Below are 25554 nucleotides of genomic sequence, written 5' to 3' on the forward strand. Positions count from 1 at the left end.
AATACTAGATAGAAAAAAGAAAGCACAAAAAAAGTAATTTTAGGCTCAATTAAAAAAAATAGAGTAAAGGTAAGAAATAATCACATTCAGGTGGTGATATAACAACTTGGTTTTCAAAAAATATGGATTGGGTTGAGACATTATTAAGAAAATCATGCGACAGAACATTAACCAAAGAAGAAGTACTTCACAGCCTATTTCACATGATAGAAGTCAACGAAAACACTATGAACCAAATCCAATCAGACAAAAGAGATTTTGGTCCAGAGTTAGAAGAGTTAAAACAAACAGAGATTAGAGATTTAGATTTTCATTTAAAATACTACCGAAGTTTGGTAAATTACATAAATTCAATTCAAGAAAACAAAATTTTTGAAAACCATCACTAAGCATTTAGTAAAATATAGCCTCATAATTTAGAGTTTCAATTGTTGAAAATGTAAATCATATTCAGACTGTTTTTCCAGATTATTTCCAAAGTCAGTTGTTTCATCATACTCTTGAATTCTTTTATCCAAGATTTTTTGTATTTTTTCAACTTCAAGGGAAATCATTTTTCCAGAGTCTTCCTTTGCAAATTGTTTTCTTTGCTCCTCATTTTTCCCTCGGGTAGGAAATTTCTTTCCTTCAAATTTCATTTGTAAACTTGAAATGTTTTGACGTCTAACCAGTTCTGCCAAATCAAAATGCCCTTGTTCATGTTTTAGCAACTGATCGTTTGCATTTGAAACTCTAACAGAAGACAACAAAGGACAAAACTCAACAGAGATCTGAATATTTTTTATGAAAAACAATACATCATCACCTACTTTTTCAGAATCAACTACCCAAGTAAACCCATATTTTATCACACTATGAGAATCTTCATAAGTTGCAGGATTATGTTCTGCTTTAAAATCAGACCATTGTAGAGAATAATCCTTAGACCAAGACAGAATCTCGTTTTCACTTACCATCTTAAAGATAATTTATGAATTTTAGAATAATTAGATTGTGATTATGAACTCTTTCCATCACGCCCACTAAATTTTCCAATGGATTGAGATGTGTCAAATCCTAACCAAGTTTGGTTTTGAGATTCATGAAATTTTTGGTGTTCTATCAACTCAGAATCCCCCCAATCCCCATCATAAAGAAAAGAACATTTCTCACGATGATTGTTTTTCTGAATACCTTTACACGTAATTAACAAACAAACATCGTTGGATTTTAGAATTGAAAAATTTTTTGTTAAAAGAGTGTGTTTGACGGCTAATGAATCTAGGGAATGGTCGGTTAAGGCAAACGTAGGAACGCCGTCAAACGGATGACTCAATATTTCAAGGACATTTTAGACTAAAAGAAAGTGTATGTTTTTTTTGAACACACATCAAAAGGGATTCTCAGGCTCAAATTTACAAGTGAATAAGATCAACCCATTTTGATCAAAATACAAGACATGTTTTATTTTAAGAATTTTTTTGAATACAAAGCATTACAAATATTGGAAGCAAGATGATTGCCTGTTTGATATCGGCCGTAACTCCCAAAGAGTCGATGCATAAAGATATCAAACTTGCTTGCTTTCCAAATCCAAACTATTAATTTTAGAGAATTTTAACCACTAATATGAATAATAGATTCTATGTATGCATGGGCATATCCATAGTTGCATTAGCAGTAGGATTCATAATTTTATTTAGTTAAGTTTGATTAGTTTTTTTAATAATACAAATCAATTTTTGTTTCGTTTTTTTATTTTATTGTTATTTTTACATACAAAACATTGCCACAGTTATAGCTGGATTGTTGATAATCGCACTAACGCATCACGGCATTGATTATCAACTTTTTTCTGTGGCCTAAATTAGTTAGGATGAGAATTAGATGCATAATCAAATTTTTCTTGCTTAGAAAACAGTTCAAAATTATTTTTTTCCAAATCCATAATATCGTGAAATGCAGGACATGAATTATCAATTGAAAATAACTCTTGGCATTTAGGGCATTGTATAACTGCATGAATTCCCCAATCACATTCAATTTCATCAATGATTTCAAAATGAACAGACTCATTACAAATACATTTTATTGTATCTTGAAATTTTTGGCGGTTCATGAAAAACAATTTCCAAAATCAAATATAATTTATTAGTAATCAATAATTTAATGAAGTATGACTGAATGTCCCACATGCAAACTTGCAATGGAATCACATTCAACATCTGAGTTAATGGAATGTTGTATGAAACAAGTAGGAGATGAGTTCACTGAAAAACAAGAGGGAATTTGTCCTAATTGTAAACACGATATAAAGAAACACTTAGACAAAGAACTTGCAGAATGTACCATCGAATATCTAAAATCAGGAATCCAATAATTCAGATAGGATTAAACAGTAGAAAAATCAAAAAACGGCATTGAATCAAACAACAAAATCATTAATTGAAAAATTTTCTCCAATGTGGACTAATAAACAGATATGGGAATTTGATCAATTAAACGAAGATTTGAGATTTGATGCAATGTATGTCAAACCTCAAAATTACGATGACTCATTGTGGAAGTCAAAATCATCCTTTCTCAATTCAGAAATACGAGACACAATAGTAAGAACATTTGATCATATGATTGATGGTGAGGAATTATGGATTTCAAATGTGAATGAAAGAAAAATTGATGAAAAGTATGTGCCTTATCTCATGGCAGTAATGGCAGATGTGATGATTGAAGAAGAGATTTGCCTTAATTTTAGAATTGAGAATGAATGTTTTGTCTCATCGATTGATTCAGATGCAGATGTGATTGATTGTAAGGAATTTTTTGAAGAATTTTATCATTTAGCGACCGGTTTTAATTATGAACAAGACACAGGCATACCACAAGATGAAAATGAAGCAGAGATATACTTAACAAGACTTCAAGAGGAGTTCGATGAGAAGATGAAAGGTATTTTGGGAGACAAATACCTGCCTGGAAATAATGATCCAGATACAATAAATGCAAAATGATTCAGCTAAAATACCAGATCATTCATTGATTAAACCATGTCTCAAAGAAGACCGTTTAGGAAATTTACAAAAAAAGGACCTTCGTTAACTACCGAACAAAAGGTTGAAAGATTTATTTTAAGAAATTCAGAAAATGGGTTTTTTACAAAGGTCACAACAATTCCATACAAATTTGAGATGTCTGAAGGCAAAGCATGGGATATTGTAGGAGAATTATTAGCAAGTGGGAAAATAGAATCCATACATGATGAATTTTCAGGAGAAATGAAGTTATGCAAAGCAGGTCAAATGTATAGCATAATGAATTCAGAACAAAAAAGAAAAAGACAAAAATCAAACAATTTTAAAAAGAAAAAATCAAAAACATCATAAAAATTATTTAAACAAATACTTATTTTCAAGAATTAATCTGAAATTTCATGGAGGATGAAAATTTGCCTGCACAATGTCATCCCATAATAAAACTAAAAAAGAAAAAACAAGAGATTAAGAAAAATGATACAGTGTAAATTATGCGGGACTCCTTTGGGAAAAGAACCAACAACAGAAGAGCTAGAAAGGCATTGGAAAAAACACCATAATTGGCATTGGGAATCTAACAAAGATAAATCGCCACAAGAGGCATTGTTGAAGAAAAGAGATTGACAACGTCTTGGAATAGTGGTCGTTTATAGCATGCCTAGACCACTAATCGAAGGCGTCAACATAACTATGTGGTTGAGATATAAAAGAACCAACAGGGGATAATCAAACATTTGTTTAAAAAAAAATCAAAATTAAAGCTAATGTACACAATATCAGACAGACAATTTATCAATTTTGAGCAGCATATAGTACTATGAGAGATGATTTTGCAGAATACACAAAGTGTACAACATGCGGGAATGCATTACTATATTGTGACTGCAATTGTCCCTATTGTGGAAAAAGAGAAGCGTGTGAATGTGAGATTTCATCACTAAGTATCACACCCTAATTCTCTTTATTTTGAAATTTTTTTTTCAGCTATATACTGCGAAAAAATTAACTTGTGATTAGTAATAGGGATTTGGTAATTAAGGCACATGTCAGTAATAGAGGCATATGATATCAAGGCACGAAAAAAAGTGTCTATGAAAGACCCACAACCATATCTTATGAAAAATGGATCATGGGCACTAAAAGGAACTAGCTCTGAGACAGGGATCAAATTATTCAAAATTGTTGGAAGAACAAAACCAACAATAACCCAGTCTAGATTTGAAGCATTCAAAAATCTGTTTACAAGCAGAAAATGTGAATGTGACAAAGATTGCTAGTCATTATTTTTTTCATGGAAAAGTCATGTAAATATTAGAAAGCATTAATGTGAGATTTTTTTAAGAATTCTATGTCATTTGAGATTGATTGGAGAAAAAATTTTTACGGAATTTCATGGGCTCACGAAAAAGATAGAATAGTTGTCACAATTGTTTTCGAAGATAAAGATGAAGCTCTTGAAATTTCAAAAAATATTGAAAATTGGAGTGAAAAATTTACTAGAATGACAATTATTGAAAAAGAAGAAGACGAATTTGCAATTTGTTGTTATCAAGATCCCCAAGTTTCAAAAAGTGACAAGCATATTGGATTATTTAGAACAGGAATGAGGCAAAGCAGCGGATATAATCAAGTAAAGCCCATTATTGAAGAAAGAGCCCCACTTTTACAAATTGCTTTTGCAGCAGACGCTATAGACATATCAACGTATGAAGAAATTTCGAAGCTTATCCCAATTAGAAAATTTAGAATAATTAGTGAAAAGGACTTGAAAAAACAAGAATACTATTATGAAAAAATGTCAAACATAGAAGATTGAAAAATGGTAGGATTCAAAAAATTTTGAATCATACCATTTATGGTCGGGTAAAAGATATCATCTGAATTTCATATAAAGAATAACTACTGATTTGTTCATATTTTTGATACTGATGAATCGTTCATTCTTGTTAAATAGAAAATTTACCATATTTAATCATGAAAAATAACAATTACAATTCATCATGGGAAGAAGCAATTGGTCTTTCATGGTTAATGTCTGATGAAGAACATGCCTGAATTCGTATGTAGTTCATACTGCTGTGTAAAAAAACAAAAAACGCCAACGATACACATTAGAAAAATCTAAGGGTTTATTTTTTAATTATTGTAAACATAAATTCAATAATCACGAATTGAGAACATGCACTGCGATGATAAAAGAACACTATTTGTCTTAAAACAAGGAATTGAAGAGACATGGGATTTGCTAAAAAAATCAGATTTTGCAGATGAAGATTTGATAAAAAAACTCAACAACGAGATACAAGAATATTTTGAATACAAAAAATATCATAATTTTAGAATTGCTTAAGTAATATTTTGACGTATATTACTGTATGAATTTTGAAAATCTCTTAAAGAGAATAATGGATTCGGATGTAAACATCAGACACAGTATAATCACAGATACTGAAGGAAACATACTTTCTACAAGTCACAGAGAAGGCATAACAAATTATCTGTCACAAGAAGAAACAGAAGCATCTCTAAAAAGAGCAGCACAAGCATGGAAAGGAAGGAAACAGCTCAAGCCAAAAATTGGAAATGGGTTGTATGCAATAGCTGCATTTGAGAAGATTACAAGAATGACGTTTCCGCTAGGAGAAAACAATCTAATCTTTGTCAGCATGGGTTCAGATACAGTAAGGACAGATCTTCATGAAGGAGGAGAAAAACAAATTGTCGAACATGTTCTAAACATACTTAGTCGCGACCCAACTAAAGAATAATCAAAGAAAAATAAATTGTCAACAATAGAACACACCAAAGAATGTCAATATAGAATGGACAATGATATGCCACATACTAATTGTTATTGTAAATGCCACAAAATCATCATGGCAGATTCTGCCAAAATGGAATCAAGAACTTTTTAATTCTTTTTCAGGCTCAAAATTTTCAATGATTTCAGTCACACGAGACAGAATTGTTTCTTTAATTTGCTCTTGGGTCATACCCGAAGTATGCATGAGTTTCATTTGATCAAGGAGCGCAAAATGGACTCGTCCTTGAAGATAGTCAACTATTCCATATCCTTGTTTGGGAAATTCTGTTACAAACAAATCATGTTCAGATTGATCAGAAGTTTCAGTCATGATGAATTAATTTGTTAAAAACCAGTTATAAAATTTCCAAATACTCATAAAACTATAGAAAAGATTCACCATATGACAGAATTTATCCACAAACCATATGACAAAATCTATGTTCGAGACATGATCAAATTGGATTTAGACGATCTTATTGGAATGATGTCTTCACTAGAATCAGCCAACGCATATTGGGTTGATGGAGTATTGTTTGCAAGTTTTGCCATGACAGAATCTGAAGAACTGGCAAAAAAAGAGATGCAAAACGAGATGTACCTTGATAAAATCATTTTTGCAAAGTATGAAAACTATACCAAGACAGTAAAATCGTCTACTAATCTTGAAATCGGCATTCTAAACATGAGTAAAAGCAAGCTGTACAAGGATTTGATTGCCTGGTTAAAATCACAGTCAATTTGGAATGAATAAGTGACGTTATAATTTTAGAAACAATCTAGAGTCTAATTTGAAAGAGTTGCGCTATTCCTACGAATGATACATTGTGAGTGAATTTCTTCATCTGTGATGTGACCAAGTTTTCCACAAGTAAATTGGTTAGGCTTGGAACAAACACTGCATTTTTTGTAAACCTGTAACTGTTCACCACATTTTCTACAACAATCATCCTTCATGAAGGTATTTTTTTCAAAAGTGAATTTAAGTTATAGCAAAATTAGAACAGACTAATTAGGTCATGCTAATTTTAAAATAATATTCGTGCTAGACATAATTATGAATGACAGTGTCAACATTAAAGAAATAATTATTGAATTTATCAAAAACAGATCAGAAATTAATGAGACAACTGCAACAAGACATATTCATAGAAGATTTGATATTTCAGAAGAGGAGATAGAAAAAATTCTAGAAGAATTCGTTAATAAAAATAAAATAAAAAAAACGTATGATGAAGAATATCAGGAAAATAGGTTCACAACATAACCTTCAATCAATCTTTTTAAGAGAACAATTCAAAACAAATTTGTGAAATTTAAATCAGAAAAATCAATTAAAGAATATCTCAAAAAGTTGCCAGATGACACAGTTATCAAATATTATCTAGATGTAGAATATAGCCCATTTCCAGTGCTAGTTATCGAAGAATACACACGTAGATTCAAGAAAAAAACAAAAAACGAGATAATCAAAGATTTGAAATATCAAAGTAAACTAGCTCATAAAAAAACACAAGAATTGGGCAAAATGGCAAAAAATCACAGACTTGTAGATGACATAACCAAACAAAAATCAGATGAAATTATCAAACACGCAAAAAAGAAAGGGTTTGAAATAAGCCAAGCAATATCAAAGAAAAAAGCAAGTTTAAAAACAAAACTCAAAACTTCAACTCAAAAACATCTTGAAGAATTAGAAAAACTAGGAGAACTCAAAAAGCAGGGATTAATCACTGCAAAAGAATTCCAAGAGACTAAAAAGAAGATATTATCAAAAATCTAGCCTAGAGACGCCACAACATCACCATAATACCATAAAAAACAGCTATTGAAACACCAATCAATATTACGCCAATTGTAGATTTTTTCATATCAATTATTTGAGTATGGAGACAATACAGAAATCCAATATTTCATTATTTTTTTATTTAGATCAGCAAAGGTGTATGCATTATCATTTAGGGTTTTTGCATAACTTTTTCCATGTTCAATATTAGCAATTGCAATTTTATGAAATATTGAACGAAACTTTATTGTTTCATCAGACATATTTTCAATAATTTCTTTTACATCATCAGAGAATTTAGGGCCAAAACCAGAACGTGTTGAGAATTCTTTTTGAAGTAAAATATTAGAATTCACATAATTTTTCCAGACTTTGTAATATTCATTTTGCAAATCAAACAATGTTTGTTGAATATGAGGCACATTTTGTTCAAGTTCCACAAAATATTTTTTACTTATTTTTTCAAACAATTCAAAATTATCAGTTTGAGATTCAGGCATACTAGATTTAGTTTTTTTAGAGATTTAAACTAGCAGGTGGGAAATCAAGAGTAAAAATAATCCAAATGAAATGAATATACACTAGTACAATACATCACAAGACCTAATGATCACATTTGATAACAGAGTTCGCTATGAGTACAAAATTAAAACTGCTAGGATAGACACACTTGTAAAATCAATAATGACACATAGAGATCCTAAGAGTCAGGAAGCAAGAGATGCATCAAAATTTTTGGATTTGTTAATTTCCGAAATAGACAGATTCTATGAAGAGAATAGTGATCTTTTATCAAAAAAAGGTAAAAGACCACATCCTCGTTCACGCTTACCAGAAAATAAAGAATGGAATGATAATGTCGAGAAATATTACGAAAAAAATCCTCGTAAAAGACCTAGAAAATAATCAATCAGATTAGTCCAAATTCAAGAAGTCAACTAGTAAAAATTAGAATAAACGAATCATCAAAAGCATAATCATCATAACATTCGATGATACCAAATTCCTCATATTTCATAATTCTATATAGAAAAATACTAGAAATTCTCAAATATTGTTTTTGAAAGATATACTCATGGATAATCCTACTGAGATCAATTCTGTTTATTGGGATGAAGAAACAAAATCATGGCAATACAAAGTGGTTCCAGTTGAGGAGTATCATGGATTCACAGAGTGCCAGCATTGCAGAAGGCCCATGTCTCACAACATAAAGAGTGAAGGAGAATTCAAAGTGGCCTATGTGAAATGTGCATGCGCAAGAGAATAGTTATTTTCCAAGAGACATGTAAATTAAAACCCCAGATAAAATAATTATCAAAATTGTGGGAGGAACCCATGATTTCATGGCATCACTTCATTATTTAGATAGTATTTTTCTATTCGCTCATGCATTGGTTGGATATAGTCATCACATTTTTTGATAAATTCCTGTCTAGTATTCTTTTCACTACTCACAAGAATCACCACTTGGTTAATCTTTTGTCCTGTAACCTCATGAAACATTTGAGTATAACATGTAGTCTGTAAATAATACTCATACATGTATTCATCAACTTGAGGTTTTCTTTTTGTTTTATAATCGATAATTGATAATTCGCCATTATATTTTGCAATAAGATCACTTGTTCCTGCAACTTTTAGATTATCAGAATACATTCGTTGTTCAATACAGGTAACATCTGAAATATTTTCTAAGAAAGGCTTTAGATTGTGAAAGTGTGCAATAGGAAGCAAGTCAAATTCTTCCAGGTTTAGATTCCGAGCCAAATAATCTTCAATAATTTTGTGAGATTGTGTTCCAATGTGTTGAGACTGTGCTGTGATGTATTCATGGGCAGGTTCATTTTCCCTCCAAGCAGATAACCCGTTTTTCTTTTCATCAGAAGCAGTGGCAGACAAAATTGTGCTTATTGAAGGGTAAATTTTGTCAAATTTTGTTTGATACCAGTGGCCATCTTCTCTATCAAGTAGTGTAGGTTCCCTTATTTTCAGCATCTGAGCAAAATTAGGCATAATTGATTTCAGAGCACTAGTAATTTAATACTAAGTCATTCAATCATTTTTTGGAATTTGTCAAATTCGGATTTAGTTTTTACAAATTGATCCGTATTGATTTTCAATGAAAAAAGCGGATCCATTTTTTCATTAATAATGAAAAGTCGTTCATCAAAGATCAAGGTTTCAATTAGTTCTTCATTAGGATATACAGTGAATTGAAGAAATTGTTCATCAGTCTTTATTTTTAATTGAAAGCCCATTAAAAGACCAAATTCATCATCTTTGTTTAAAAATCCTGTAAGACTGGCGCGGAGAGAGGGATCATCATTCACATCATCATAATTATTTTGAGGATCAATTATACAGGCAACAGGAGTTCCTTGAATGTGCAATACAACAGATTTGTGAGTTGGGACAAAATCTTCAGGATTTGCCATTTTATCTAGAGGCATGTTTTATGAAAGAATTTCAGTATTGTTAAGTATCACGATTTTTCATAACACACATGAGTAATCTAGATGACTCAATTGGAAAAATCTTACTAGAGTTGCAAAGAGAGGATCCTGAAACATTTGGAAAATTGATGAAAAAAGCGCAAGAAGACAATCCTGAACTATTTGAAGACGTAGACACAGAAAACAAAGAGATTGAAGAAGATAACAAAAAAGTAGACGAGTACAACAATGCAATAGATGAAGAATGAGTTTTCATAATAACCTCAGATTTTAAACTAAAATCAAAGTAATAATCTTCTTGAGTTATAGATGTCTTATTTGCAATGTTGTCATGACAACGCCTAGGAAATTAGAGGATCATCTCCAAATCGAGCACAAGTGGGGTAAAAAACATGAAAGATAGGCTCAAAAAATGAATTTTTATAAAAACACCTAATTATTTATGGAATGACTTGAAACAAATCTCATTGAATTTCATTTCAAAAAAAGTTTTAGATTTTCAAAAAAAGAAGCTAAAATCAGCCGAGTATAATTTGAAAAAACATATTCATGAAATAGAAAGATTAGAGGAGATTAAAAATTCAGATAATTCAAAAGAGATTGAAAATCAGAGAAAAATGGTAAAAATCTGGACAGATAACATTAAGAAAATTAAAGAAGAGATTAAAAAAATAGAGTCAAGATAGTGAATAAAGAATTATGAAATTTAAAAAGGATTCAAAATCAATTGAAGAGAATTTAGAATTAAGAATACTTGCAGAATATAATCGAAGATTCAAACAAATGAAAATTACTCAAAAAAAAGTAAACAAATTACGAGATATGGAAATGGATGAAGAAGCCAAAAAAATCCAAGGATTAGTGAAATTACTGTTAGGTGAAATTGAAGCATATTATAGAAAATATCGTAAAATATTGATAAAATATGGAATTTTACCAGAATATCCTTTAGAAATTAATGATATCACTAAAGAAGAAATGGATATTGCCACAAGATGGCAAAATGCTCATCGTAAAAAATATGGAATATAAAAAAAGAAAAAAATTAGGAGTTTACTGTAATGAATAATGTACATCGCAAAATAGAACGATTCCATTTGACAATGTTTTTGCAGTAATAGAATGGCCATCTTCTAATCCTTTACCACAAACATAACATTCTACTTTACTTACTGAAGTTGAAATATTTCGTTTTTTGAGAACTTGCATGTCTTGCATAATTGCTCGATTTACCCCCTGCATGACAACTATACTACGATCAACTATGCTATAAAGGTACCGTACCATACGGTAATAGCATTGTGCCTAGTAGAGAGCCAATTTAGACAAAAAATGTCAGACCTCTGCCTACTTTACAATTTAAATAATAAACCAGCAAAATTGTGTCTATGGGTGGACGCCTTTGGAAAGACTCAAGCAAAAATAATACCCCTAGATTTATCTGAAAACCAATTTCAAATTTACAATAAAATTTCAAGAAATTATTCTCATTCATTTCTCTTTGAATCATTAACAGGGCCAGAAGTACTTGCCGAGACATCTGTAATGGGGTTTGACCCCAAAATAATCCTAAAAGGGTATTCAGACAAGGTCGAGATAATTCAAGACGGAAAAACCAAGACAATACAAACTAACGACCCATTTTCAGAACTAAAAAAACTACTTGGAAGTTCAGATGATCAAAGTTATAGATATCTTGGAGGAGCAGTAGGAGTCGTAAATTACGATGCAATCAGAATGGTAGAAAATATTCCAGACAGACACAAATCACCTCAGCCATTAATGGAGTTTGGAATTTATGATGATGGGTTATTGTATGATAATGTACATGAAAAATTGTTTTATTTTTTTCACGACGAAAACAGATTTGACAAATTAATTATGAATAATGACGAGTTTGGAGAATTCCATTCAAGTGAAGTTACACCAAATATGGATGAATCAAAATTTTCAGAGATTGTAAACAAAGCAAAAGAATACATCCATGACGGAGACATATTCCAAGTGGTTTTATCTCGCAAATTTGCATTTGACACTAACGGAGACAATCTTACACTTTACAAAACATTACGAAAGCTAAATCCATCACCATACATGTATCATCTGAAACAAGACAATAAAACAATCATAGGCGCATCCCCAGAGATGTTGGTAAGGATTACCAATGATAAAGTAGAGACATTTCCTATCGCAGGAACTAGAAAAATCACAGACGATGAGGAGAAAAATAAGCAATTAGCAGAGGAATTAATCCACGATGAAAAAGAATTAGCAGAACACACAATGCTTGTAGATTTGGGAAGAAATGATATCGGCAGAGTTTGCAAATATGGAACAGTCCATCCAGAATCATTAATGGAGATAAAGAGATTCAGTCACGTTCAACACATTGTGAGTCATGTAGTAGGCAATTTGGCACCTGAAAATGACATGTTTGATGCATTTCAGGCAGTGTTTCCAGCAGGAACAGTGTCAGGAGCACCCAAAGTGAGAGCCATGGAAATCATTGATGAACTGGAAACAGAGGCCAGAGGCCCATATGCAGGGGCAGTAGGATATTTCTCATACAATGGATGTTGTGATTTTGCAATTGCAATCAGAAGCATCTTCATTGAAGACGGAAAAGGGTTTGTCCAATCAGGTGCAGGAATTGTTTCAGATTCAATTCCAGAAAACGAGTTCAAAGAAACAGAGCACAAAGCAGGGGCAATGCTACAAGCACTAAAGGAGGCATCCTCATGAAATTTTTAATCATAGACAATTATGATTCGTTTGTTTACAACATAGCACAATACTTGGGAGAACTAGGAGTAGATTGTGATGTGATTAGAAATGACAAGATCACCCTAAATGAAATTCAAGAAAAAAATTATGATGCAATAATTATTTCTCCAGGTCCAGGAACTCCAGAAGATAAAAAATACTTTGGGGTCTGCAGTGATGTAATCAAAGATATGGGTTCAAACACACCCATACTAGGAGTGTGTCTTGGACATCAAGGAATAATTGACGCATTTGGAGGAAAAGTGACCAATGCAGGATGTGTAAGACATGGAAAAACAAGTCCAGTAGATCATACTGAATCAAAATTATTCAAAGATGTAAAAAATCCATTTAGAGCAACACGTTATCACAGTCTTGTTGGAGATAAAACAATCATTCCAGAAGTTCTAAAAGTCACAGCTACTGCATTAGATGACGGAGAAGTTATGGCAATAGAGCACAAAGACTATCTAATTCAAGGAGTGCAATTTCATCCCGAATCAATAATGACAGAAGATGGGAAAAAAATCCTTGCAAACTTTATCAATCAAGTAAAGGAGAGGAAAAAATGATTTCAGATTTAATTGAGAAACTTCAAAATAAGACAGACCTCACGTATGACGAAATAAACCAAGTGATGACAGACGTTCTTTCTGGAAAGACAACTAATTCTGAAAATGCAAATTTCCTATCCAATCTAGCAGACAAAGGAGAAACAGATGACGAGTTATTAGGAATGCTTGACAAAATGCAGGAATTCTCATTAAAAATTGAGCCTAAAAATGCTGGAACCATAATTGACATGTGTGGTACAGGAGGAGACAAGCTCCAGACATTCAACATATCAACTACAGCATCATTTGTAGTAGCTGCTGCGGGAGGAATTGTTGCCAAACACGGGAATCGTTCAAGTTCAGGGGCATCTGGCAGTGCAGATATTTTTGAGTATTTTGGATATGACTTAAATTTAGAACCACCTCAAATTGCAGAAATTTTAGAAAAACACAACATCTGTTTTATGTTTGCACAAAAATTTCATCCTGCAATGAAACATGTCTCTGCAGCAAGAAAACAATTAGGAAAACGAACTGCATTTAATTTACTTGGCCCATTATCCAATCCAGCTAGAGTAAAAAACCAACTAGTAGGAGTTTTTTCAATAGAATACCTAGACAGATTACCACTAATCTTGAAGAGAAAAGGTGCAGAAAACATCATGACAGTACGCTCAGATGATGGGATGGATGAATTTTCTACCAGTTCAACTAACAGAGTATGCATTTTAAGAAATGGCAAAGTTTTGATGAATGCAATTGATCCAGAAGTTGTAGGATTACACAAATCATCATTAAAAGACATTCAAATCAAAACCAAAGAAGATGCGATAAAGTCGTTTGTGAATGTTCTAAACAATACTGCAAATCAAGCAATGATCGAGACAACTGCACTTAATGCAGCAGGAGGATTAATTGTTGCAGACATTTCAAGTAATTTTGAAGAAGCAGTGGAGCTTGCATTAAACACAATTAAAGATGGTAAAGCATTCTCACTATTAGAGAAATTTGTACAAGATACAGGGGACATTACCAAGTTAAAGGAGATTATAGATGGCTGAAAATATTCTTAGAAAACTGGTAAACAACTCACAAATGGCAATTAATGATGGGGTTTATGAAATAGAATCTAATTTGGAAAAATCAAACAAAGACTTTATTCAAATTATTAAGACAAATGGACATGCACCTCTGATTACAGAAATAAAATTTGCATCACCTTCCCTAGGTAAAATCCGCACACTCACTGATCCTGTAAGCATTGCATCCCAAATGATAGCAGGAGGTTCAAAAGCACTATCGGTGTTGACGCAACCACACTTGTTTAATGGATCCCCCGAGTATTTTATGAAAGTAAGACAAGCAGTGGATGTTCCAATGTTAATGAAAGACATCATGATTGACAAAATTCAGATAGATGCCGCAAAAAAAATTGGAGCAGACTTTATGTTAGTAATTCAATCATTGTTTGATCAAAAGTATCTAAAAGACATTGATGATTTTATCGCATATGGTCACAAACAAGGACTGCAAATTCTTTTGGAAGTACATACAAAACAAGAATTTGAAAATGCCCTAAAAACACAAGCAGACTTAATTGGAATTAACAATAGAAATCTAGATACACTAGAAATCAATCTAAAGACTACTGAAGACATCTTGTCAGGAATTGAAAAAACAAGACCCATTTTATCTGAAAGCGGGATAGACACACCTGAAGACATACAATATCTAAAAAAGTGTGGAGCAGACGCATTTCTAATAGGATCAAGCATAATGAAAAGTGAGAACATTGAAGAACAAGTAAGAAAATTGGTGAATGCGTATTGAAATATCCAAAAAATGGTAGGTTCGGAGAATTTGGTGGAAAATACATTCCAGAAACTCTAGTTCCAGCAATTGAAGAATTAGAAGAAAATTACCTAAAATTCAAAAATGATAAAAGTTTCAAAAAGGAATTAGACTATTATCTCAAAGTTTACGCAGGACGTCCAACGCCACTTTACTATGCAAAAAATCTATCAGAGAAGCTCGGAGGCGCAAAAATCTATCTAAAAAGAGAAGACCTTCTACATGGAGGAGCTCACAAAATAAACAACACATTAGGTCAAGCACTTCTTGCAAAAAAAATGAAGAAAAAAAGAATCATTGCAGAGACAGGTGCAGGCCAACACGGAGTTGCAACTGCCATGGCATGTGCAGCATTAGGTATGAAGGCAGAAGTGTATATGGGATACAAAGATACTATCAGACAAAAACTAAACGTATTTCGAATGAATCTACTTGGATCAAAGGTCCACCCAGTCAAATCAGGCTCAAAAACACTCAAGGATGCAATCAATGAGGCAATTAGGGATTGGATTACAAATGTAGAAACCACGTATTATCTACTGGGTTCGGCAGTAGGACCACACCCATATCCTGTCATGGTCAGAGATTTTCAAAGTGTAATTGGAAATGAAATAAAATTACAAATGAAAAAACTAAACAAAACACCAGACAGTGTAATAGCATGTGTTGGTGGAGGTTCAAATGCTATTGGAACATTCTACCCACTAGTAGATACAAATGCAGAAATTATTGGAGTAGAAGCTGCAGGTCATGGATTAAAATCAAAAAAACATTCTGCAACATTATCTGCTGGAAGCAAAGGTGTACTTCATGGAATGATGACATATCTACTTCAAAACAAAGAAGGACAGATTACAGAAACGCATAGTATTTCAGCTGGACTTGATTATCCAGGTGTAGGACCTGAGCATTCTTACTTTAAAGACACTAAACGAGTAAAATATCATTCAGCTACTGATACAGAGGTAATTGATGCATTTTTGATGCTAACTAGAACAGAAGGAATCATTCCAGCACTAGAATCAGCTCATGCAATTGCCGAAGCAATCAAAGTTGCAAGAAAAAGCAAAAAATCCGAATCAATCGTGGTAACACTTTCAGGCAGAGGAGACAAAGACGTAGAAGAAGTACAAAACTATATGAGTAAAAATGTCAAAGATTGAAGAAAAATTTTCAGAGTTAAAAGAAAAAAAGCAAAAAGCTTTGATTTCATACATAATGGCAGGATTTCCAAATGAAAAAGCAACCATATCGGTTGTAAGAGGATTGGTAAAAGGAGGAGTAGACATCATAGAATTGGGATTTCCTTTCTCAGATCCACTGGCAGATGGTCCAGTTATTCAAAATGCAAGTACCATATCTCTTGATGGAGGCACGAAGATAAACAAATTTTTTTCACTAGTGAAAAAAATCAGAAAAGAGACAGACATACCACTTGTATTGATGACATATACCAACATCCTATACCATAGAGGGTATTCAAAATTCATCACAGATGCAAAAAAGGCAGGGATTGACGGATTCATTCTTCCAGACATGTCAGTAGAAGAGTCAAAAGAATATCTTCAAGCTGCTAAAAATATTGCAGATACCATATTTCTGATATCACCCAATACCAGTAAAACAAGAATTCAAAAAATTGTAAAAGCATCATCAGGTTTCTTGTATCTAGTTGCAGTGTATGGAACCACCGGAGTAAAAACAGGAATTAAAAATTATACAATAAAGGCAATCAAAAATGTCAAAAAACAAACCAAAGGAAAGATTCCAATAGGAGTTGGTTTTGGGGTATCGACTCCAGAAGACGTAAAGAAATACATCAACGCAGGAGCTGACGGAGTAATTGTCGGAAGTGCATATTTGAAATTAATTGAAAAGACACCTCAAAGCAAATTAGAGTCTAAAATAGAATCATTTACAAGATCTCTGAAAAGACAAACATTGCAGAAAAAAATAAGAACCGTCTAAGTAAGGTGGCCAAGTTTACAAACTGGCATTGAGGGGAAACTCGATTTCAGTTATGACCACCTACTAGATGTTCTCACCATATTATAATAAAAGAAAAATAAAAAATTCGTGTTATCAAAAACTAAAAGTTGTTCAAAAATCAAGATTTTTTTTTACAGCTGTATAGTTTTGGAAATAAAGTTATTTTTCATCAGATTCATCTGGCTCATTTGCCTTATCTCTCACTTTTTTCATAACACAGAATTTTGCAAGAGTTTTCCTAAATCCCATAAAATACACACGTAATCAGGTAACTTAAGCATATTGATAGAATCTAATCAAAACCATAATCAAAACTAGTTTATTTTTTGAATATCCTGACCACAATGAATGCAGAAAAATGACCCATTTTTGGACCAATAATGATTACAATCTGAATCAGTCATAGGACTTGATGGATATTTAGGCATAAGAGAAAGGTTGTTCAAAACTTACAACACCATAAAGAAAAGATTTGATCTAATCCAATCCAACAATTAAGAAATTTTAGTCAGTTTTTCATCCAAAGCGTTGACCTGGGTCATCAGGTTTTTTACAATGGTACCAATTTCATCAGTCTTGTTTTCTTTTGGTTTGTCTGTAGCGTCTGCCCAATCCATCATTGCACCAAATATTGCCTTAACTTGTAATGAATTATCATATAGACCGTCTATGGAGATTTGTTTTTTCTTATTTGCATCGTTGGGATGAATTAGCAAATGCCCGTCTTTTAAAATAAGATATTTTTGATACACAACAGCATCTGCAAAATCAGCCAAAAACAAACCCCTAATTGCATTTTTTAGTTTTGGGTTGTATTGCATTTTGTTACAAGTCTTTTTGAGCATTTGACTTAGTGTTGTGTTTTCATCAAAACCACCTTTTAGTTGTGCAAAATCAACAATAATTTTTAAAAATTTTTCAAATACTTTAATGTGTGAATTAATGTAACATAACATAGAATACACTGCAAAAAATATCACTTCATCATGTTTTATTTCAAAGTCATCCAGTTTTCGTATAATTTCAGAAAATGAACGTGAAAATATTCTTTCAAAATTAATGAAATTCAGAAAGAATTTTTCATCATAATATTCATAATTAAAATGACATAGGCCTTTTTTTTCAATGTCATTGAGGATGACCATTGTAGCCTTGTAGTTGGGATCAGCGTTATGTGTCACAGAATGTATGAATTTTGTACGAACTTAAGTTTTTGATTTACATCAAACGTTCATTTTTTAGTTTCTGTTTATTTCGATAAACGATCAGATGGTAATTGATGATTTGTTTTAGTTTTTCTTCTATTGTTAAATTATCATCGGTTGCAATACTTAGAAATCCAAAATAATCATCATCGTTTAGTTTGAGGCGAATCTCTCTCACCAGATATGTTGGCATAATTGAGCCTAAAAGAGAGGGTTATTGTAAAAACAGGCCCTTATCTCATAGCAATCAAACTAGTCTTTTTTGATAAAATTATGGTTGAGACTATAGAGACTGCAAGAATTAGCAAAGCAATGCTTTCAAACTCAGGAATCACATAAGACCCCATAATTTTAATTTCTCTAGAGTGAGGTTCCAAAGGGATTGTCAGTCGAGTAACAGTGTTACCGCTTATGCTTGAATCAGATTCAAATTCTGTCATTTTTCCATCAATCCAGACAGATATAGGATTTTCAATTAATCCATTGGGCAAAGTTAGTACGATTTGTTCATTATTGGTATTGCCAGAAATTGTAAATGTCAATGTTCTTTCATCAGGGTTAACATGGACAGCATTTGACAAATAGACATCTAAAAAGTATTTTACTTCAAAACCAAGCCCGTCATCACTAAAACCTGATGCAACGCCATCTATTGATTTAACACTGCCAGGATCATTTATGACATGAACCACACCATTCATCCAAGGATGGATGCTGCAATAATAGTAAAAATCACCTAGTTTGTTAAATTGTTGTGTGTAAGCCTTTCCAGGAGAGAAAAATCCACTATCAAATAACCCGTCTTCTTCAAAATCACCTGTTTCAATACTTGATGCAGAAACAGACGTTACAGTGTGAAATGCAGTATCAGCATTAGACCATGTTACTGAATCGCCTGGAAAAACAGTAATCTCACCAGTAGTTACACCGGTATCTTTTTGAGACCAAAAATAAGGAAAATTCTCATCAGATGCACCTGAAGGAATTTTTATTTCATAACTTTCAGCAAAAGCAAAACCAGTGCCAGTTACCAATACTGCAAGTAAAGGTAATACGGCAAATGCAAGTTTCATGAATGTTTAATCTAATTGGTTGTATTTCAACCACACCATGATCGACAAAACATACAAAAACCAGATACTCGTTTCATTAATGTGCAGACGAAGTTTATTTTTGTCACAGGTGGTGTGATGTCTGGCCTTGGAAAAGGCGTAACAACTTCCTCGATTGCAAAATTACTACAGTTAGCAGACCAAAAAGTATCATGTATCAAAATAGACCCATATCTGAATTATGACGCAGGAACCATGAATCCAGTAGCCCACGGAGAGGTGTTTGTCACAGATGACGGAGGGGAATGCGATATGGACATAGGAAACTATGAGAGATTCCTAAATCAAGACATTCCAAAAAGTCACAACATTACAACTGCCCAAGTTTACTCCTCAGTAATAGAGGCAGAAAGAAAAGGAGAATATTTGGGAGCATGTGTTCAAATTATCCCACATGTAACTGATGAGATCAAAAACAGGATTAGAAAAATTGCTGAAGATGAAAAACTAGATTTCTTAATTGTTGAATGTGGAGGCACTGTAGGAGATATTGAATCATTACCATTTCTAGAAGCATTAAGACAGATGAGGGTAGAAGAAGGGCCCCAAGGTGTGATCTTTGTACATGTAACATTAGCTCCCTCACTGGATGTGGTAGGAGAACAAAAAACAAAACCAACTCAACACAGTGCACAAGAATTAAGAAGAATTGGTATTCAACCAGATTTTTTGGCAGTTAGATGTACTTTACCATTAGAAGAAAAAACTAAAAAGAAAATTGCAATGTTTACAAATGTAACTGCCAAAGATGTTCTATCGTGTCATGATGCAAAATCAATTTTTGAAGTACCACAAATGCTCTATGATCAAGGAATCATGGATTCCATATTTACAAAATTTGGAATAGTAGGTATGGTCAACGCATCAGCAAACTGGGACAAGTGGAATAAAATTGCACAAAACATGGTAAATCATGAAGACCAAAAAGTAAAGATTGTAATGGTGGGAAAATACGTGACACTAACAGATAGTTATGTTAGCGTAAATCATGCATTAAAACATGCAAGTGCACAAATTGGGAAATCAGTAGACATAGATTGGATTGATTCAGAATCAATTACAGATTATTCTATTTTATCAAATTATGATGGAATCCTAGTCCCAGGAGGATTTGGTGCTAGAGGTTCTGAAGGAATTATTCAAACTGCAAACTATGCACGTGAAAACAACATACCATATCTTGGCATTTGTTTTGGATTCCAATTAGCCGCAATAGCATTTGGAAGAAATGTTTTGAAATTAGAAGATGCAAATTCTACTGAAATCAAACCGGATACAAAAAATCCAATAGTAGATTTGCTACCAGAACAAAAAGACATCTCAGATATGGGAGGTTCTTTGAGATTAGGGGCCAATGACGTCATAATCAAAGAAAACACAAATGCTCAAAAAATCTATGGTCAGACAACAATCAGTAAACGTCATAGACACAGATATGAGATCAACAAAGACTATATTCCAGAATTTGAGAAAAATGGGTTGATATTTTCAGCAGACAGTGATAACGGCAAAAGAATGGAGATGTTAGAGATTCCTAATCACAAATTCTACATAGGGGTACAATTTCATCCTGAGTTCAATAGCAGACCAGGATTTCCTGAAGAAGTATTTTCAGCTTTTATCAAAGCAGCATCTGAAAAGTAATCAATTATTCTATTTTAGAGATTTCATAGATTTTTTGCCTAGCATCTCTGATTGAGACTTTCTTTTTCACATATCCTTTTTTGAGTAAATGACTTAGTGCAAGTCTAACAGTTCTATCTGGGAGAAGTGTCTTGTTTGCCAAGTCTTTTTGTGTCAGTGCACCTTCATATTCTAATGTCTTTAATAGTAACTTTGAGCTTGGAGGCATGCTAAGTAATTCTTCTGCCAGATGTACCTTTTTTGCAAGGGCAGAAATTGCAGTAGAATTTCTTTTTAGACGGATTATTTTTGCAGGTGGAAAAAATTGAGTGCACTCAACAGTCTTGCTAACCTTGTATCTATCCAAACCATCAAGAACTACTTCACAGTGTAACCTAGCAGAAATATCATCAATTTCAATAGAGCTGTCATTAGATACTATGATTGGTCGTCTTGTAACATCAAGGGAGTTTACAGAAATTATTTCAAACACTGCAGAATCCTGAAATAAAACAGGACCGCCTGCAGACATGGAATAAGCTGAAGAGCCAATAGGCGTAGATACAATTATGCCATCACTGTTATCGTGCCAGACTTCTTCCCCATTAACACGTAAAGTATGCTCCATCAACATTGCACTTCTAGATGAAAAAACTGCAACGTCATTAAGTACAGGGTAAACATTTTTTCCATCAATTTTCACACCAAGTCGAGGAACTTCTTCAACAGTGTACTTTTGTTTTTTGAGAATATTGACATAAGACGAAAATTCTTTTAGATCAATTTGTGCCAAAAATCCACTTGATTCACCTTCACTGATTCCCAAAATAGGCAATGTCGAATCAAATGTGCGATGAAAGTAGTTTCGAACCCCCTTATCGCCGCCCAAAACAATAATGCAATCAGCAGGTTTACTCTTTGATTTTGTAATGGCAAAAGATTTGATGCCAGCATCATCAAGTATTTTTTTACAGTCTTAGCTGAATTACTTGTAGTACCAGACCCATAGATGCCTATTTGCATAGAGTAAAGAGTTGATTGGCTTCAATAAAAGAATAATGAATTACAGGTCTCGGAATTTTACTAAATTATAAAAATAAGAGGCATTATTTTGAATTGTTCCTTTACGAGGTATTTTTTGTAATCCAATATTTTTAGAGTCAAGTGCAGCCTGTGCAGCACCTCCTGCAAAACATAACGCCCACAAAAAGTCCTTCTCTTTTAGCATAGTGCAACAAAATGCTGCACAAAAAATATCTCCAATCCCAGTTGTATCATGAATATCTTTGTTAGGTAATGTAATAGAGTACACCTTATCTTTAACTAACATAGACACTTGAGCTTTGTTTGTAAGTAACACATATTCTGCACCTTTTTTCTGAAGTGATACCATCATTTCATCATGAGTGCCATTTACAAGTTGTTGAGCTTCTTCTGGATTTACTTTGATTGCACTAACACCAGACAGATCAATATCATTTTTTTGTAACAAAACATTATTTTGAGAATCTTTTTGTCTAAGAAAGCCTTGAGGATCAACAAATAAAAAATTAGAATCATCTTTAATTTTTTTTAGCACATCAGCAGAAATTTCATGGTAGATTGGACTAACAAGGTGCCCATCTGCTTTTGTATTAGAATATTCAATTGGCTCACATTCATTTTCAAGTTTCAAGGTTCTATCAGCACCAGTAATAGATATTGCAAATTTTGTAGTATTTTTCACAGATTCAGAATTTATAAAATTTATTTTGTTATTAGAAAGATATTGTTTTGGAAAGTCATTTCCAAATTTTGTAAATAAATCAACATCAAATTTGAACTCTCTTGCAGTAAGACCACAATAACATGCGGAGCCGCCAACTTGCTCGTAATTAGAACTATCAATAGTAATTGTGTCGATAGCACAGTGAGCAAATACAGCTAATTTCATTTCTCTTTGTCAAATAATAACAGATTTAGTTTTTTGCATTGTTTTTGTCAAAACATTCTTTGCACAAAATTTTGCCTTTGAGGAGGAATAATTCAACTCCAGAGGTAAAACAGCTATGACATAGACCGCGCATGATCTGTAATGGGAATTGCAATCCCTTGCATTAAAACATGCAGTTGTTTTTATCAAGTTTTAGGAGAAACAGAACTACTTTTTTGGCAAAACGATTGTAAATGTTGTAGGATTATTTTCAACAGACATTTTACCGCCGTGCTGATTTACTATATTTTTACTGATTCCAAGTCCAAGTCCTGTACCAGTATCTTTTGACGTAAATAGTGGTTCAAAAATCTTTGATTTTATATCATCAGGAATACCGGGACCAGAATCAATTACTTGTATTGTTACATGATTAGGATTGTCTTCAAGTTTTATCGTAATGGTTCCTTTCTTTTTTATTGCATCAAAAGAATTTACGACAAGGTTTACAATCATGGCTTGAATTTTTCTACCATCACAAGTTAATGATACATCTTCCTTAGGAAGTTCAATCTGGATATCAGCAGGCACATTAAGACTTGAAACTGACTCGGATATTATTTTTAGAAGAGAATGTCTTTCCAAATTAAGTTCCTTTGTTTTTACAAATTCCAACACATCATCAATTATGTAATTCATATCCGCAACAGAGCGTTCAATTCTATTGTATTTGTCTTTAACAGATTGTTCAATACCAGAATTCCTTTTCAAAAGTTCAAGATTCATCTTTATCACATGTATAGGGTTTCTCAAATCATGTGCCAATCGAGAAGACATTTGGCCAATTGCATAAAGTTTTTCTAATTTTTGTAATTTCTTTCCTTCTTTTTGTAAAATTTTAAAAATTGTCAGTATTGTAATGACATAAACAATTCCGTTGAGAATAGGCAAAATTATTTCCAAACGTTCTTGTTCATAAGATATGTTTTCAAATTCATCAGTAATATTCACAGTTAATGTTTCAGTTACACCAATTAGTTCAGTTTCAAGTGTTTCATGTTTTGTGAAAAATGATTCATCTAATTCAATTTCTAAGTTTTTTGCATTGATTAGTTCATCTGCCAAATCTTCAAATTGTTTGAATTTCTCTTCAACAGATGTCAAATCAGAATTAAAAGATGCAGGTAAAGGAGGCATGTATTCTCCATTCAAATCACCCCCATGTCTCAACAAAGAGATATTTTGACGCATATTATCATATTGTGACAAAAGTTCAGATTTCCCAATATCACCAGACTCAAATTCAGATAACGTGTGTATTGTAAATGCAGTATGAAAGCGATTTTTTCCAGCCACATTTACAAAATCGGCATAGTTTTTTTGCTCAAGAGAATATGCATACAATATTGAAAAAGTAGAACCAATCAAAATTAATTGAATTAGGACAAGAAAAACGATCATGTTTTTTGGGCTCATGATAATCGTATTTTCGTAACCACTATAAAACAAGGCAGTCCTATGAGAAACACGCAATAGATTTTTGAAAACCTAGTCAAAAAATGAAATAGACGCCATCAAGAATATAAAGAGGCAAATCAGCTTACGTGCATGCCACTTAAGCGCGCAAGTAGAGGTCGTACAAAAGGAGGAAAAGGATCCTCAGGTGTTGTACAATGTACAAACTGCGGACAAACAGTCCCAAAAGACAAGGCAAAAAAAGTCACATCTAGATTAAATCTAGTTGAACACACATTAGCAAAAGAACTACGAGCTCAAGGAGCATATATTGCATCACCCACAGTTCTAAAATGGTATTGCATATCATGTGCAATTCACTTTAAGATTCTAAAAATTAGATCTGCAGATAATAGAAGAAAACGTGGAAAGCTACGATAGTATTATTCTTGGATGTTTTTTGCAGTAACAATCATTCTTTGAATTAATGTTATTGCTGCAATAATTACAACAATGATTACTGCAATTTCCATAAATCCAATAATTCCAATAATTGCAATCACAAGCAATCGTTCTGCTCTTTCTCCAATTCCAACACCTTGTAGTTTTACATTTATTGCATCAGATTTTGCTCTAGCATAACTTACCAGTAATGATAAAGTTATTGCAAGCAATACCAAATAAGGTTCTGCATATCCACCAACAAGAATTCCTAAAAATATTGCAGTCTCTGCAATTTTGTCAAACATGGAATCAAGATACGAGCCTTTCTGAGACGTTTTTCCAGTAACTCGTGCCACTTGTCCATCTACCATATCAAAGAATCCTGAAACAAGTAACAAAATTCCACCAACAACTAAGGATGTTATTCCAATTCCAAGTCCATAGACTATTGCAGAAAGGAATGCAATTGCCAACCCTGCTGCAGTCCAAAAGTTTGGGGACAATCCAGTGGATGCAAATCCTTTACCAATTTTTTCAAGTGTTGGTTTGAGAGATTCTCGGAGATTATTTAACACGTGATAACCCCAGCA

At 32.8% G+C, this 25554-nt stretch carries 39 protein-coding genes; 24 read left to right on the plus strand and 15 right to left on the minus strand.

From position 1 onward, the window contains the following. Positions 1 to 122: 122 nt before the first annotated feature. Positions 123 to 389: a hypothetical protein gene (locus NKOR_RS04975; RefSeq protein WP_014963276.1), complete on the plus strand. Its 267-nt coding sequence runs from the start codon at positions 123 to 125 to the stop codon at positions 387 to 389. 27 nt (positions 390 to 416) lie between these two features. Here NKOR_RS04975 and NKOR_RS04980 read toward each other — a convergent pair whose 3' ends face one another. The 3 genes from NKOR_RS04980 to NKOR_RS04990 all read right to left on the minus strand — a co-directional run bounded on the left by NKOR_RS04980 (position 417) and on the right by NKOR_RS04990 (position 2098). Further along, positions 417 to 956 carry a hypothetical protein gene (locus tag NKOR_RS04980; RefSeq protein ID WP_014963277.1) on the minus strand — a complete coding sequence of 180 codons (540 nt, stop codon included), beginning with the start codon at positions 954 to 956 and terminating at the stop codon, positions 417 to 419. 41 nt (positions 957 to 997) lie between these two features. Continuing rightward, the gene (locus NKOR_RS10335; protein WP_232202967.1) at positions 998 to 1192 is read right to left on the minus strand and encodes a hypothetical protein; all 195 of its coding nucleotides are present in this window, start codon (positions 1190 to 1192) and stop codon (positions 998 to 1000) included. 654 nt (positions 1193 to 1846) lie between these two features. After that, positions 1847 to 2098 (minus strand): hypothetical protein, encoded by a 252-nt coding sequence (locus NKOR_RS04990; protein ID WP_014963279.1) that lies wholly within the window; start codon positions 2096 to 2098, stop codon positions 1847 to 1849. A gap of 57 nt (positions 2099 to 2155) precedes the next feature. Between NKOR_RS04990 and NKOR_RS04995 the strand changes: the two genes are divergently transcribed. The 7 genes from NKOR_RS04995 to NKOR_RS05020 all read left to right on the plus strand — a co-directional run bounded on the left by NKOR_RS04995 (position 2156) and on the right by NKOR_RS05020 (position 5779). Next, on the plus strand, positions 2156 to 2359 hold the full coding sequence (locus NKOR_RS04995; protein WP_014963280.1) for a hypothetical protein: 204 nt from the start codon (positions 2156 to 2158) through the stop codon (positions 2357 to 2359). A 40-nt stretch (positions 2360 to 2399) separates the two neighbouring features. Continuing rightward, a complete protein-coding gene (locus tag NKOR_RS05000; RefSeq protein WP_014963281.1) occupies positions 2400 to 2990 on the plus strand; it encodes a hypothetical protein in 591 nt (196 codons plus the stop codon). 36 nt (positions 2991 to 3026) lie between these two features. Further along, on the plus strand, positions 3027 to 3362 hold the full coding sequence (locus tag NKOR_RS05005; protein WP_014963282.1) for a hypothetical protein: 336 nt from the start codon (positions 3027 to 3029) through the stop codon (positions 3360 to 3362). 692 nt (positions 3363 to 4054) lie between these two features. Further along, complete coding sequence (locus NKOR_RS05010; protein ID WP_014963283.1) at positions 4055 to 4288, plus strand: hypothetical protein; 234 nt, start codon at positions 4055 to 4057, stop codon at positions 4286 to 4288. Positions 4289 to 4359: 71 nt separating this feature from the next. Then, entirely contained in the window at positions 4360 to 4827 is a 468-nt protein-coding gene (locus NKOR_RS05015) for a hypothetical protein (RefSeq protein ID WP_014963284.1), read from the plus strand. Positions 4828 to 5190: 363 nt separating this feature from the next. Next, positions 5191 to 5361, plus strand: coding sequence for a hypothetical protein (locus NKOR_RS10020; protein ID WP_016939389.1), 171 nt, complete (start codon positions 5191 to 5193; stop codon positions 5359 to 5361). A 25-nt stretch (positions 5362 to 5386) separates the two neighbouring features. Continuing rightward, complete coding sequence (locus tag NKOR_RS05020; protein WP_014963285.1) at positions 5387 to 5779, plus strand: hypothetical protein; 393 nt, start codon at positions 5387 to 5389, stop codon at positions 5777 to 5779. 132 nt (positions 5780 to 5911) lie between these two features. Here the strand turns inward: NKOR_RS05020 and NKOR_RS05025 are convergent, their stop codons facing one another. Then, on the minus strand, positions 5912 to 6145 hold the full coding sequence (locus NKOR_RS05025) for a hypothetical protein (protein ID WP_014963286.1): 234 nt from the start codon (positions 6143 to 6145) through the stop codon (positions 5912 to 5914). 72 nt (positions 6146 to 6217) lie between these two features. Between NKOR_RS05025 and NKOR_RS05030 the strand changes: the two genes are divergently transcribed. The 3 genes from NKOR_RS05030 (at position 6218) to NKOR_RS05040 (ending at position 7597) form a co-directional block, all read left to right on the plus strand. Beyond that, positions 6218 to 6568 carry a hypothetical protein gene (locus tag NKOR_RS05030; RefSeq protein ID WP_014963287.1) on the plus strand — a complete coding sequence of 117 codons (351 nt, stop codon included), beginning with the start codon at positions 6218 to 6220 and terminating at the stop codon, positions 6566 to 6568. A gap of 303 nt (positions 6569 to 6871) precedes the next feature. Next, positions 6872 to 7081, plus strand: coding sequence for a hypothetical protein (locus NKOR_RS05035; protein WP_014963288.1), 210 nt, complete (start codon positions 6872 to 6874; stop codon positions 7079 to 7081). Positions 7082 to 7123: 42 nt separating this feature from the next. Beyond that, on the plus strand, positions 7124 to 7597 hold the full coding sequence (locus NKOR_RS05040; RefSeq protein WP_014963289.1) for a hypothetical protein: 474 nt from the start codon (positions 7124 to 7126) through the stop codon (positions 7595 to 7597). Between the two features lie 89 nt (positions 7598 to 7686). Here NKOR_RS05040 and NKOR_RS05045 read toward each other — a convergent pair whose 3' ends face one another. Further along, entirely contained in the window at positions 7687 to 8100 is a 414-nt protein-coding gene (locus NKOR_RS05045) for a hypothetical protein (RefSeq protein WP_014963290.1), read from the minus strand. A gap of 106 nt (positions 8101 to 8206) precedes the next feature. On the opposite strand from NKOR_RS05045, the gene NKOR_RS05050 reads away from it, so the two are divergent. Then, the gene (locus NKOR_RS05050; protein WP_014963291.1) at positions 8207 to 8506 is read left to right on the plus strand and encodes a hypothetical protein; all 300 of its coding nucleotides are present in this window, start codon (positions 8207 to 8209) and stop codon (positions 8504 to 8506) included. Positions 8507 to 8675: 169 nt separating this feature from the next. Further along, a complete protein-coding gene (locus tag NKOR_RS05055; protein ID WP_014963292.1) occupies positions 8676 to 8870 on the plus strand; it encodes a hypothetical protein in 195 nt (64 codons plus the stop codon). Positions 8871 to 8944: 74 nt separating this feature from the next. Here NKOR_RS05055 and NKOR_RS05060 read toward each other — a convergent pair whose 3' ends face one another. After that, entirely contained in the window at positions 8945 to 9616 is a 672-nt protein-coding gene (locus tag NKOR_RS05060; protein ID WP_016939393.1) for a PD-(D/E)XK nuclease family protein, read from the minus strand. A gap of 35 nt (positions 9617 to 9651) precedes the next feature. Further along, positions 9652 to 10053: a hypothetical protein gene (locus NKOR_RS05065; RefSeq protein WP_014963294.1), complete on the minus strand. Its 402-nt coding sequence runs from the start codon at positions 10051 to 10053 to the stop codon at positions 9652 to 9654. A 53-nt stretch (positions 10054 to 10106) separates the two neighbouring features. Between NKOR_RS05065 and NKOR_RS05070 the strand changes: the two genes are divergently transcribed. From NKOR_RS05070 to NKOR_RS05080, 3 genes are all read left to right on the plus strand, one after another. Continuing rightward, the gene (locus NKOR_RS05070) at positions 10107 to 10304 is read left to right on the plus strand and encodes a hypothetical protein (RefSeq protein ID WP_014963295.1); all 198 of its coding nucleotides are present in this window, start codon (positions 10107 to 10109) and stop codon (positions 10302 to 10304) included. Positions 10305 to 10523: 219 nt separating this feature from the next. Next, on the plus strand, positions 10524 to 10742 hold the full coding sequence (locus NKOR_RS05075; protein ID WP_016939921.1) for a hypothetical protein: 219 nt from the start codon (positions 10524 to 10526) through the stop codon (positions 10740 to 10742). Between the two features lie 13 nt (positions 10743 to 10755). Further along, a complete protein-coding gene (locus NKOR_RS05080; RefSeq protein ID WP_014963297.1) occupies positions 10756 to 11088 on the plus strand; it encodes a hypothetical protein in 333 nt (110 codons plus the stop codon). Positions 11089 to 11109: 21 nt separating this feature from the next. Here NKOR_RS05080 and NKOR_RS05085 read toward each other — a convergent pair whose 3' ends face one another. Further along, positions 11110 to 11343, minus strand: coding sequence for a hypothetical protein (locus tag NKOR_RS05085; RefSeq protein ID WP_049800834.1), 234 nt, complete (start codon positions 11341 to 11343; stop codon positions 11110 to 11112). Between the two features lie 105 nt (positions 11344 to 11448). Between NKOR_RS05085 and NKOR_RS05090 the strand changes: the two genes are divergently transcribed. The 6 genes from NKOR_RS05090 to trpA are packed head-to-tail and all read left to right on the plus strand — an operon-like array spanning position 11449 to position 17192. Next, entirely contained in the window at positions 11449 to 12798 is a 1350-nt protein-coding gene (locus tag NKOR_RS05090) for an anthranilate synthase component I family protein (RefSeq protein WP_014963298.1), read from the plus strand. After that, the gene (locus tag NKOR_RS05095) at positions 12795 to 13391 is read left to right on the plus strand and encodes an anthranilate synthase component II (protein ID WP_014963299.1); all 597 of its coding nucleotides are present in this window, start codon (positions 12795 to 12797) and stop codon (positions 13389 to 13391) included. The genes NKOR_RS05090 and NKOR_RS05095 overlap by 4 nt, the downstream gene beginning before the upstream one ends. Continuing rightward, complete coding sequence (gene trpD, locus NKOR_RS05100; protein ID WP_014963300.1) at positions 13388 to 14434, plus strand: anthranilate phosphoribosyltransferase; 1047 nt, start codon at positions 13388 to 13390, stop codon at positions 14432 to 14434. Before NKOR_RS05095 ends, trpD begins: the two co-directional genes overlap by 4 nt. Next, positions 14427 to 15203: an indole-3-glycerol phosphate synthase TrpC gene (locus NKOR_RS05105; RefSeq protein WP_014963301.1), complete on the plus strand. Its 777-nt coding sequence runs from the start codon at positions 14427 to 14429 to the stop codon at positions 15201 to 15203. Before trpD ends, NKOR_RS05105 begins: the two co-directional genes overlap by 8 nt. Beyond that, on the plus strand, positions 15200 to 16387 hold the full coding sequence (trpB, locus tag NKOR_RS05110) for a tryptophan synthase subunit beta (protein WP_014963302.1): 1188 nt from the start codon (positions 15200 to 15202) through the stop codon (positions 16385 to 16387). The genes NKOR_RS05105 and trpB overlap by 4 nt, the downstream gene beginning before the upstream one ends. Further along, positions 16374 to 17192, plus strand: coding sequence for a tryptophan synthase subunit alpha (gene trpA / locus NKOR_RS05115; RefSeq protein WP_014963303.1), 819 nt, complete (start codon positions 16374 to 16376; stop codon positions 17190 to 17192). Before trpB ends, trpA begins: the two co-directional genes overlap by 14 nt. Positions 17193 to 17707: 515 nt before the next feature. Here the strand turns inward: trpA and NKOR_RS05120 are convergent. The 3 genes from NKOR_RS05120 to NKOR_RS05130 are packed head-to-tail and all read right to left on the minus strand — an operon-like array spanning position 17708 to position 19491. Next, positions 17708 to 18394, minus strand: coding sequence for a hypothetical protein (locus tag NKOR_RS05120; RefSeq protein ID WP_014963304.1), 687 nt, complete (start codon positions 18392 to 18394; stop codon positions 17708 to 17710). Between the two features lie 37 nt (positions 18395 to 18431). Then, positions 18432 to 18611 (minus strand): hypothetical protein, encoded by a 180-nt coding sequence (locus tag NKOR_RS05125; RefSeq protein WP_016939396.1) that lies wholly within the window; start codon positions 18609 to 18611, stop codon positions 18432 to 18434. Between the two features lie 40 nt (positions 18612 to 18651). Further along, entirely contained in the window at positions 18652 to 19491 is an 840-nt protein-coding gene (locus NKOR_RS05130; RefSeq protein ID WP_014963305.1) for a PEFG-CTERM sorting domain-containing protein, read from the minus strand. Between the two features lie 81 nt (positions 19492 to 19572). Between NKOR_RS05130 and pyrG the strand changes: the two genes are divergently transcribed. Further along, positions 19573 to 21174, plus strand: coding sequence for a glutamine hydrolyzing CTP synthase (gene pyrG, locus NKOR_RS05135; RefSeq protein WP_016939397.1), 1602 nt, complete (start codon positions 19573 to 19575; stop codon positions 21172 to 21174). 4 nt (positions 21175 to 21178) lie between these two features. Here the strand turns inward: pyrG and NKOR_RS05140 are convergent, their stop codons facing one another. From NKOR_RS05140 to NKOR_RS05150, 3 genes are all read right to left on the minus strand, one after another. Then, complete coding sequence (locus NKOR_RS05140; RefSeq protein ID WP_016939923.1) at positions 21179 to 22042, minus strand: NAD(+)/NADH kinase; 864 nt, start codon at positions 22040 to 22042, stop codon at positions 21179 to 21181. 174 nt (positions 22043 to 22216) lie between these two features. Continuing rightward, complete coding sequence (locus NKOR_RS05145; protein WP_014963308.1) at positions 22217 to 23086, minus strand: PfkB family carbohydrate kinase; 870 nt, start codon at positions 23084 to 23086, stop codon at positions 22217 to 22219. 207 nt (positions 23087 to 23293) lie between these two features. Beyond that, positions 23294 to 24541 (minus strand): sensor histidine kinase, encoded by a 1248-nt coding sequence (locus NKOR_RS05150; protein WP_014963309.1) that lies wholly within the window; start codon positions 24539 to 24541, stop codon positions 23294 to 23296. 132 nt (positions 24542 to 24673) lie between these two features. On the opposite strand from NKOR_RS05150, the gene NKOR_RS05155 reads away from it, so the two are divergent. Then, positions 24674 to 24961, plus strand: a complete 288-nt coding sequence (locus NKOR_RS05155; RefSeq protein ID WP_012215306.1) for a 30S ribosomal protein S26e — start codon at positions 24674 to 24676, stop codon at positions 24959 to 24961. A gap of 2 nt (positions 24962 to 24963) precedes the next feature. On the opposite strand, the gene NKOR_RS05160 is transcribed toward NKOR_RS05155, so the two are convergent. After that, complete coding sequence (locus NKOR_RS05160; protein WP_014963310.1) at positions 24964 to 25539, minus strand: CDP-alcohol phosphatidyltransferase family protein; 576 nt, start codon at positions 25537 to 25539, stop codon at positions 24964 to 24966. Positions 25540 to 25554 lie beyond the last annotated feature (15 nt).

The sequence above is a fragment of the Candidatus Nitrosopumilus koreensis AR1 genome, assembly GCF_000299365.1.
GTDB lineage: Archaea > Thermoproteota > Nitrososphaeria > Nitrososphaerales > Nitrosopumilaceae > Nitrosopumilus > Nitrosopumilus koreensis.

What these genes read in the sequence shown, in the direction of transcription:
- NKOR_RS05155 (WP_012215306.1), top strand. Translation starts at nt 24,674, where the DNA reads ATGCCACTTAAGCGCGCAAGTAGAGGTCGTACAAAAGGAGGAAAAGGA.
- NKOR_RS05145 (WP_014963308.1), bottom strand. Translation starts at nt 23,086, where the DNA reads ATGAAATTAGCTGTATTTGCTCACTGTGCTATCGACACAATTACTATT.
- NKOR_RS05055 (WP_014963292.1), top strand. Translation starts at nt 8,676, where the DNA reads ATGGATAATCCTACTGAGATCAATTCTGTTTATTGGGATGAAGAAACA.
- NKOR_RS04975 (WP_014963276.1), top strand. Translation starts at nt 123, where the DNA reads ATGGATTGGGTTGAGACATTATTAAGAAAATCATGCGACAGAACATTA.
- NKOR_RS05015 (WP_014963284.1), top strand. Translation starts at nt 4,360, where the DNA reads ATGTCATTTGAGATTGATTGGAGAAAAAATTTTTACGGAATTTCATGG.
- NKOR_RS05050 (WP_014963291.1), top strand. Translation starts at nt 8,207, where the DNA reads ATGATCACATTTGATAACAGAGTTCGCTATGAGTACAAAATTAAAACT.
- NKOR_RS05105 (WP_014963301.1), top strand. Translation starts at nt 14,427, where the DNA reads ATGGCTGAAAATATTCTTAGAAAACTGGTAAACAACTCACAAATGGCA.
- NKOR_RS05030 (WP_014963287.1), top strand. Translation starts at nt 6,218, where the DNA reads ATGACAGAATTTATCCACAAACCATATGACAAAATCTATGTTCGAGAC.
- NKOR_RS04995 (WP_014963280.1), top strand. Translation starts at nt 2,156, where the DNA reads ATGACTGAATGTCCCACATGCAAACTTGCAATGGAATCACATTCAACA.
- trpD (WP_014963300.1), top strand. Translation starts at nt 13,388, where the DNA reads ATGATTTCAGATTTAATTGAGAAACTTCAAAATAAGACAGACCTCACG.
- NKOR_RS05005 (WP_014963282.1), top strand. Translation starts at nt 3,027, where the DNA reads ATGTCTCAAAGAAGACCGTTTAGGAAATTTACAAAAAAAGGACCTTCG.
- NKOR_RS05095 (WP_014963299.1), top strand. Translation starts at nt 12,795, where the DNA reads ATGAAATTTTTAATCATAGACAATTATGATTCGTTTGTTTACAACATA.
- NKOR_RS05085 (WP_049800834.1), bottom strand. Translation starts at nt 11,343, where the DNA reads ATGGTACGGTACCTTTATAGCATAGTTGATCGTAGTATAGTTGTCATG.
- NKOR_RS04990 (WP_014963279.1), bottom strand. Translation starts at nt 2,098, where the DNA reads ATGAACCGCCAAAAATTTCAAGATACAATAAAATGTATTTGTAATGAG.
- NKOR_RS05060 (WP_016939393.1), bottom strand. Translation starts at nt 9,616, where the DNA reads ATGCCTAATTTTGCTCAGATGCTGAAAATAAGGGAACCTACACTACTT.
- NKOR_RS05130 (WP_014963305.1), bottom strand. Translation starts at nt 19,491, where the DNA reads ATGAAACTTGCATTTGCCGTATTACCTTTACTTGCAGTATTGGTAACT.
- NKOR_RS10020 (WP_016939389.1), top strand. Translation starts at nt 5,191, where the DNA reads ATGCACTGCGATGATAAAAGAACACTATTTGTCTTAAAACAAGGAATT.
- NKOR_RS05065 (WP_014963294.1), bottom strand. Translation starts at nt 10,053, where the DNA reads ATGCCTCTAGATAAAATGGCAAATCCTGAAGATTTTGTCCCAACTCAC.
- NKOR_RS04980 (WP_014963277.1), bottom strand. Translation starts at nt 956, where the DNA reads ATGGTAAGTGAAAACGAGATTCTGTCTTGGTCTAAGGATTATTCTCTA.
- NKOR_RS05020 (WP_014963285.1), top strand. Translation starts at nt 5,387, where the DNA reads ATGAATTTTGAAAATCTCTTAAAGAGAATAATGGATTCGGATGTAAAC.
- NKOR_RS05025 (WP_014963286.1), bottom strand. Translation starts at nt 6,145, where the DNA reads ATGACTGAAACTTCTGATCAATCTGAACATGATTTGTTTGTAACAGAA.
- NKOR_RS05070 (WP_014963295.1), top strand. Translation starts at nt 10,107, where the DNA reads ATGAGTAATCTAGATGACTCAATTGGAAAAATCTTACTAGAGTTGCAA.
- NKOR_RS05080 (WP_014963297.1), top strand. Translation starts at nt 10,756, where the DNA reads ATGAAATTTAAAAAGGATTCAAAATCAATTGAAGAGAATTTAGAATTA.
- NKOR_RS05125 (WP_016939396.1), bottom strand. Translation starts at nt 18,611, where the DNA reads ATGCCAACATATCTGGTGAGAGAGATTCGCCTCAAACTAAACGATGAT.
- NKOR_RS05010 (WP_014963283.1), top strand. Translation starts at nt 4,055, where the DNA reads ATGTCAGTAATAGAGGCATATGATATCAAGGCACGAAAAAAAGTGTCT.
- NKOR_RS05045 (WP_014963290.1), bottom strand. Translation starts at nt 8,100, where the DNA reads ATGCCTGAATCTCAAACTGATAATTTTGAATTGTTTGAAAAAATAAGT.
- NKOR_RS05150 (WP_014963309.1), bottom strand. Translation starts at nt 24,541, where the DNA reads ATGAGCCCAAAAAACATGATCGTTTTTCTTGTCCTAATTCAATTAATT.
- NKOR_RS05035 (WP_014963288.1), top strand. Translation starts at nt 6,872, where the DNA reads ATGAATGACAGTGTCAACATTAAAGAAATAATTATTGAATTTATCAAA.
- trpA (WP_014963303.1), top strand. Translation starts at nt 16,374, where the DNA reads ATGTCAAAGATTGAAGAAAAATTTTCAGAGTTAAAAGAAAAAAAGCAA.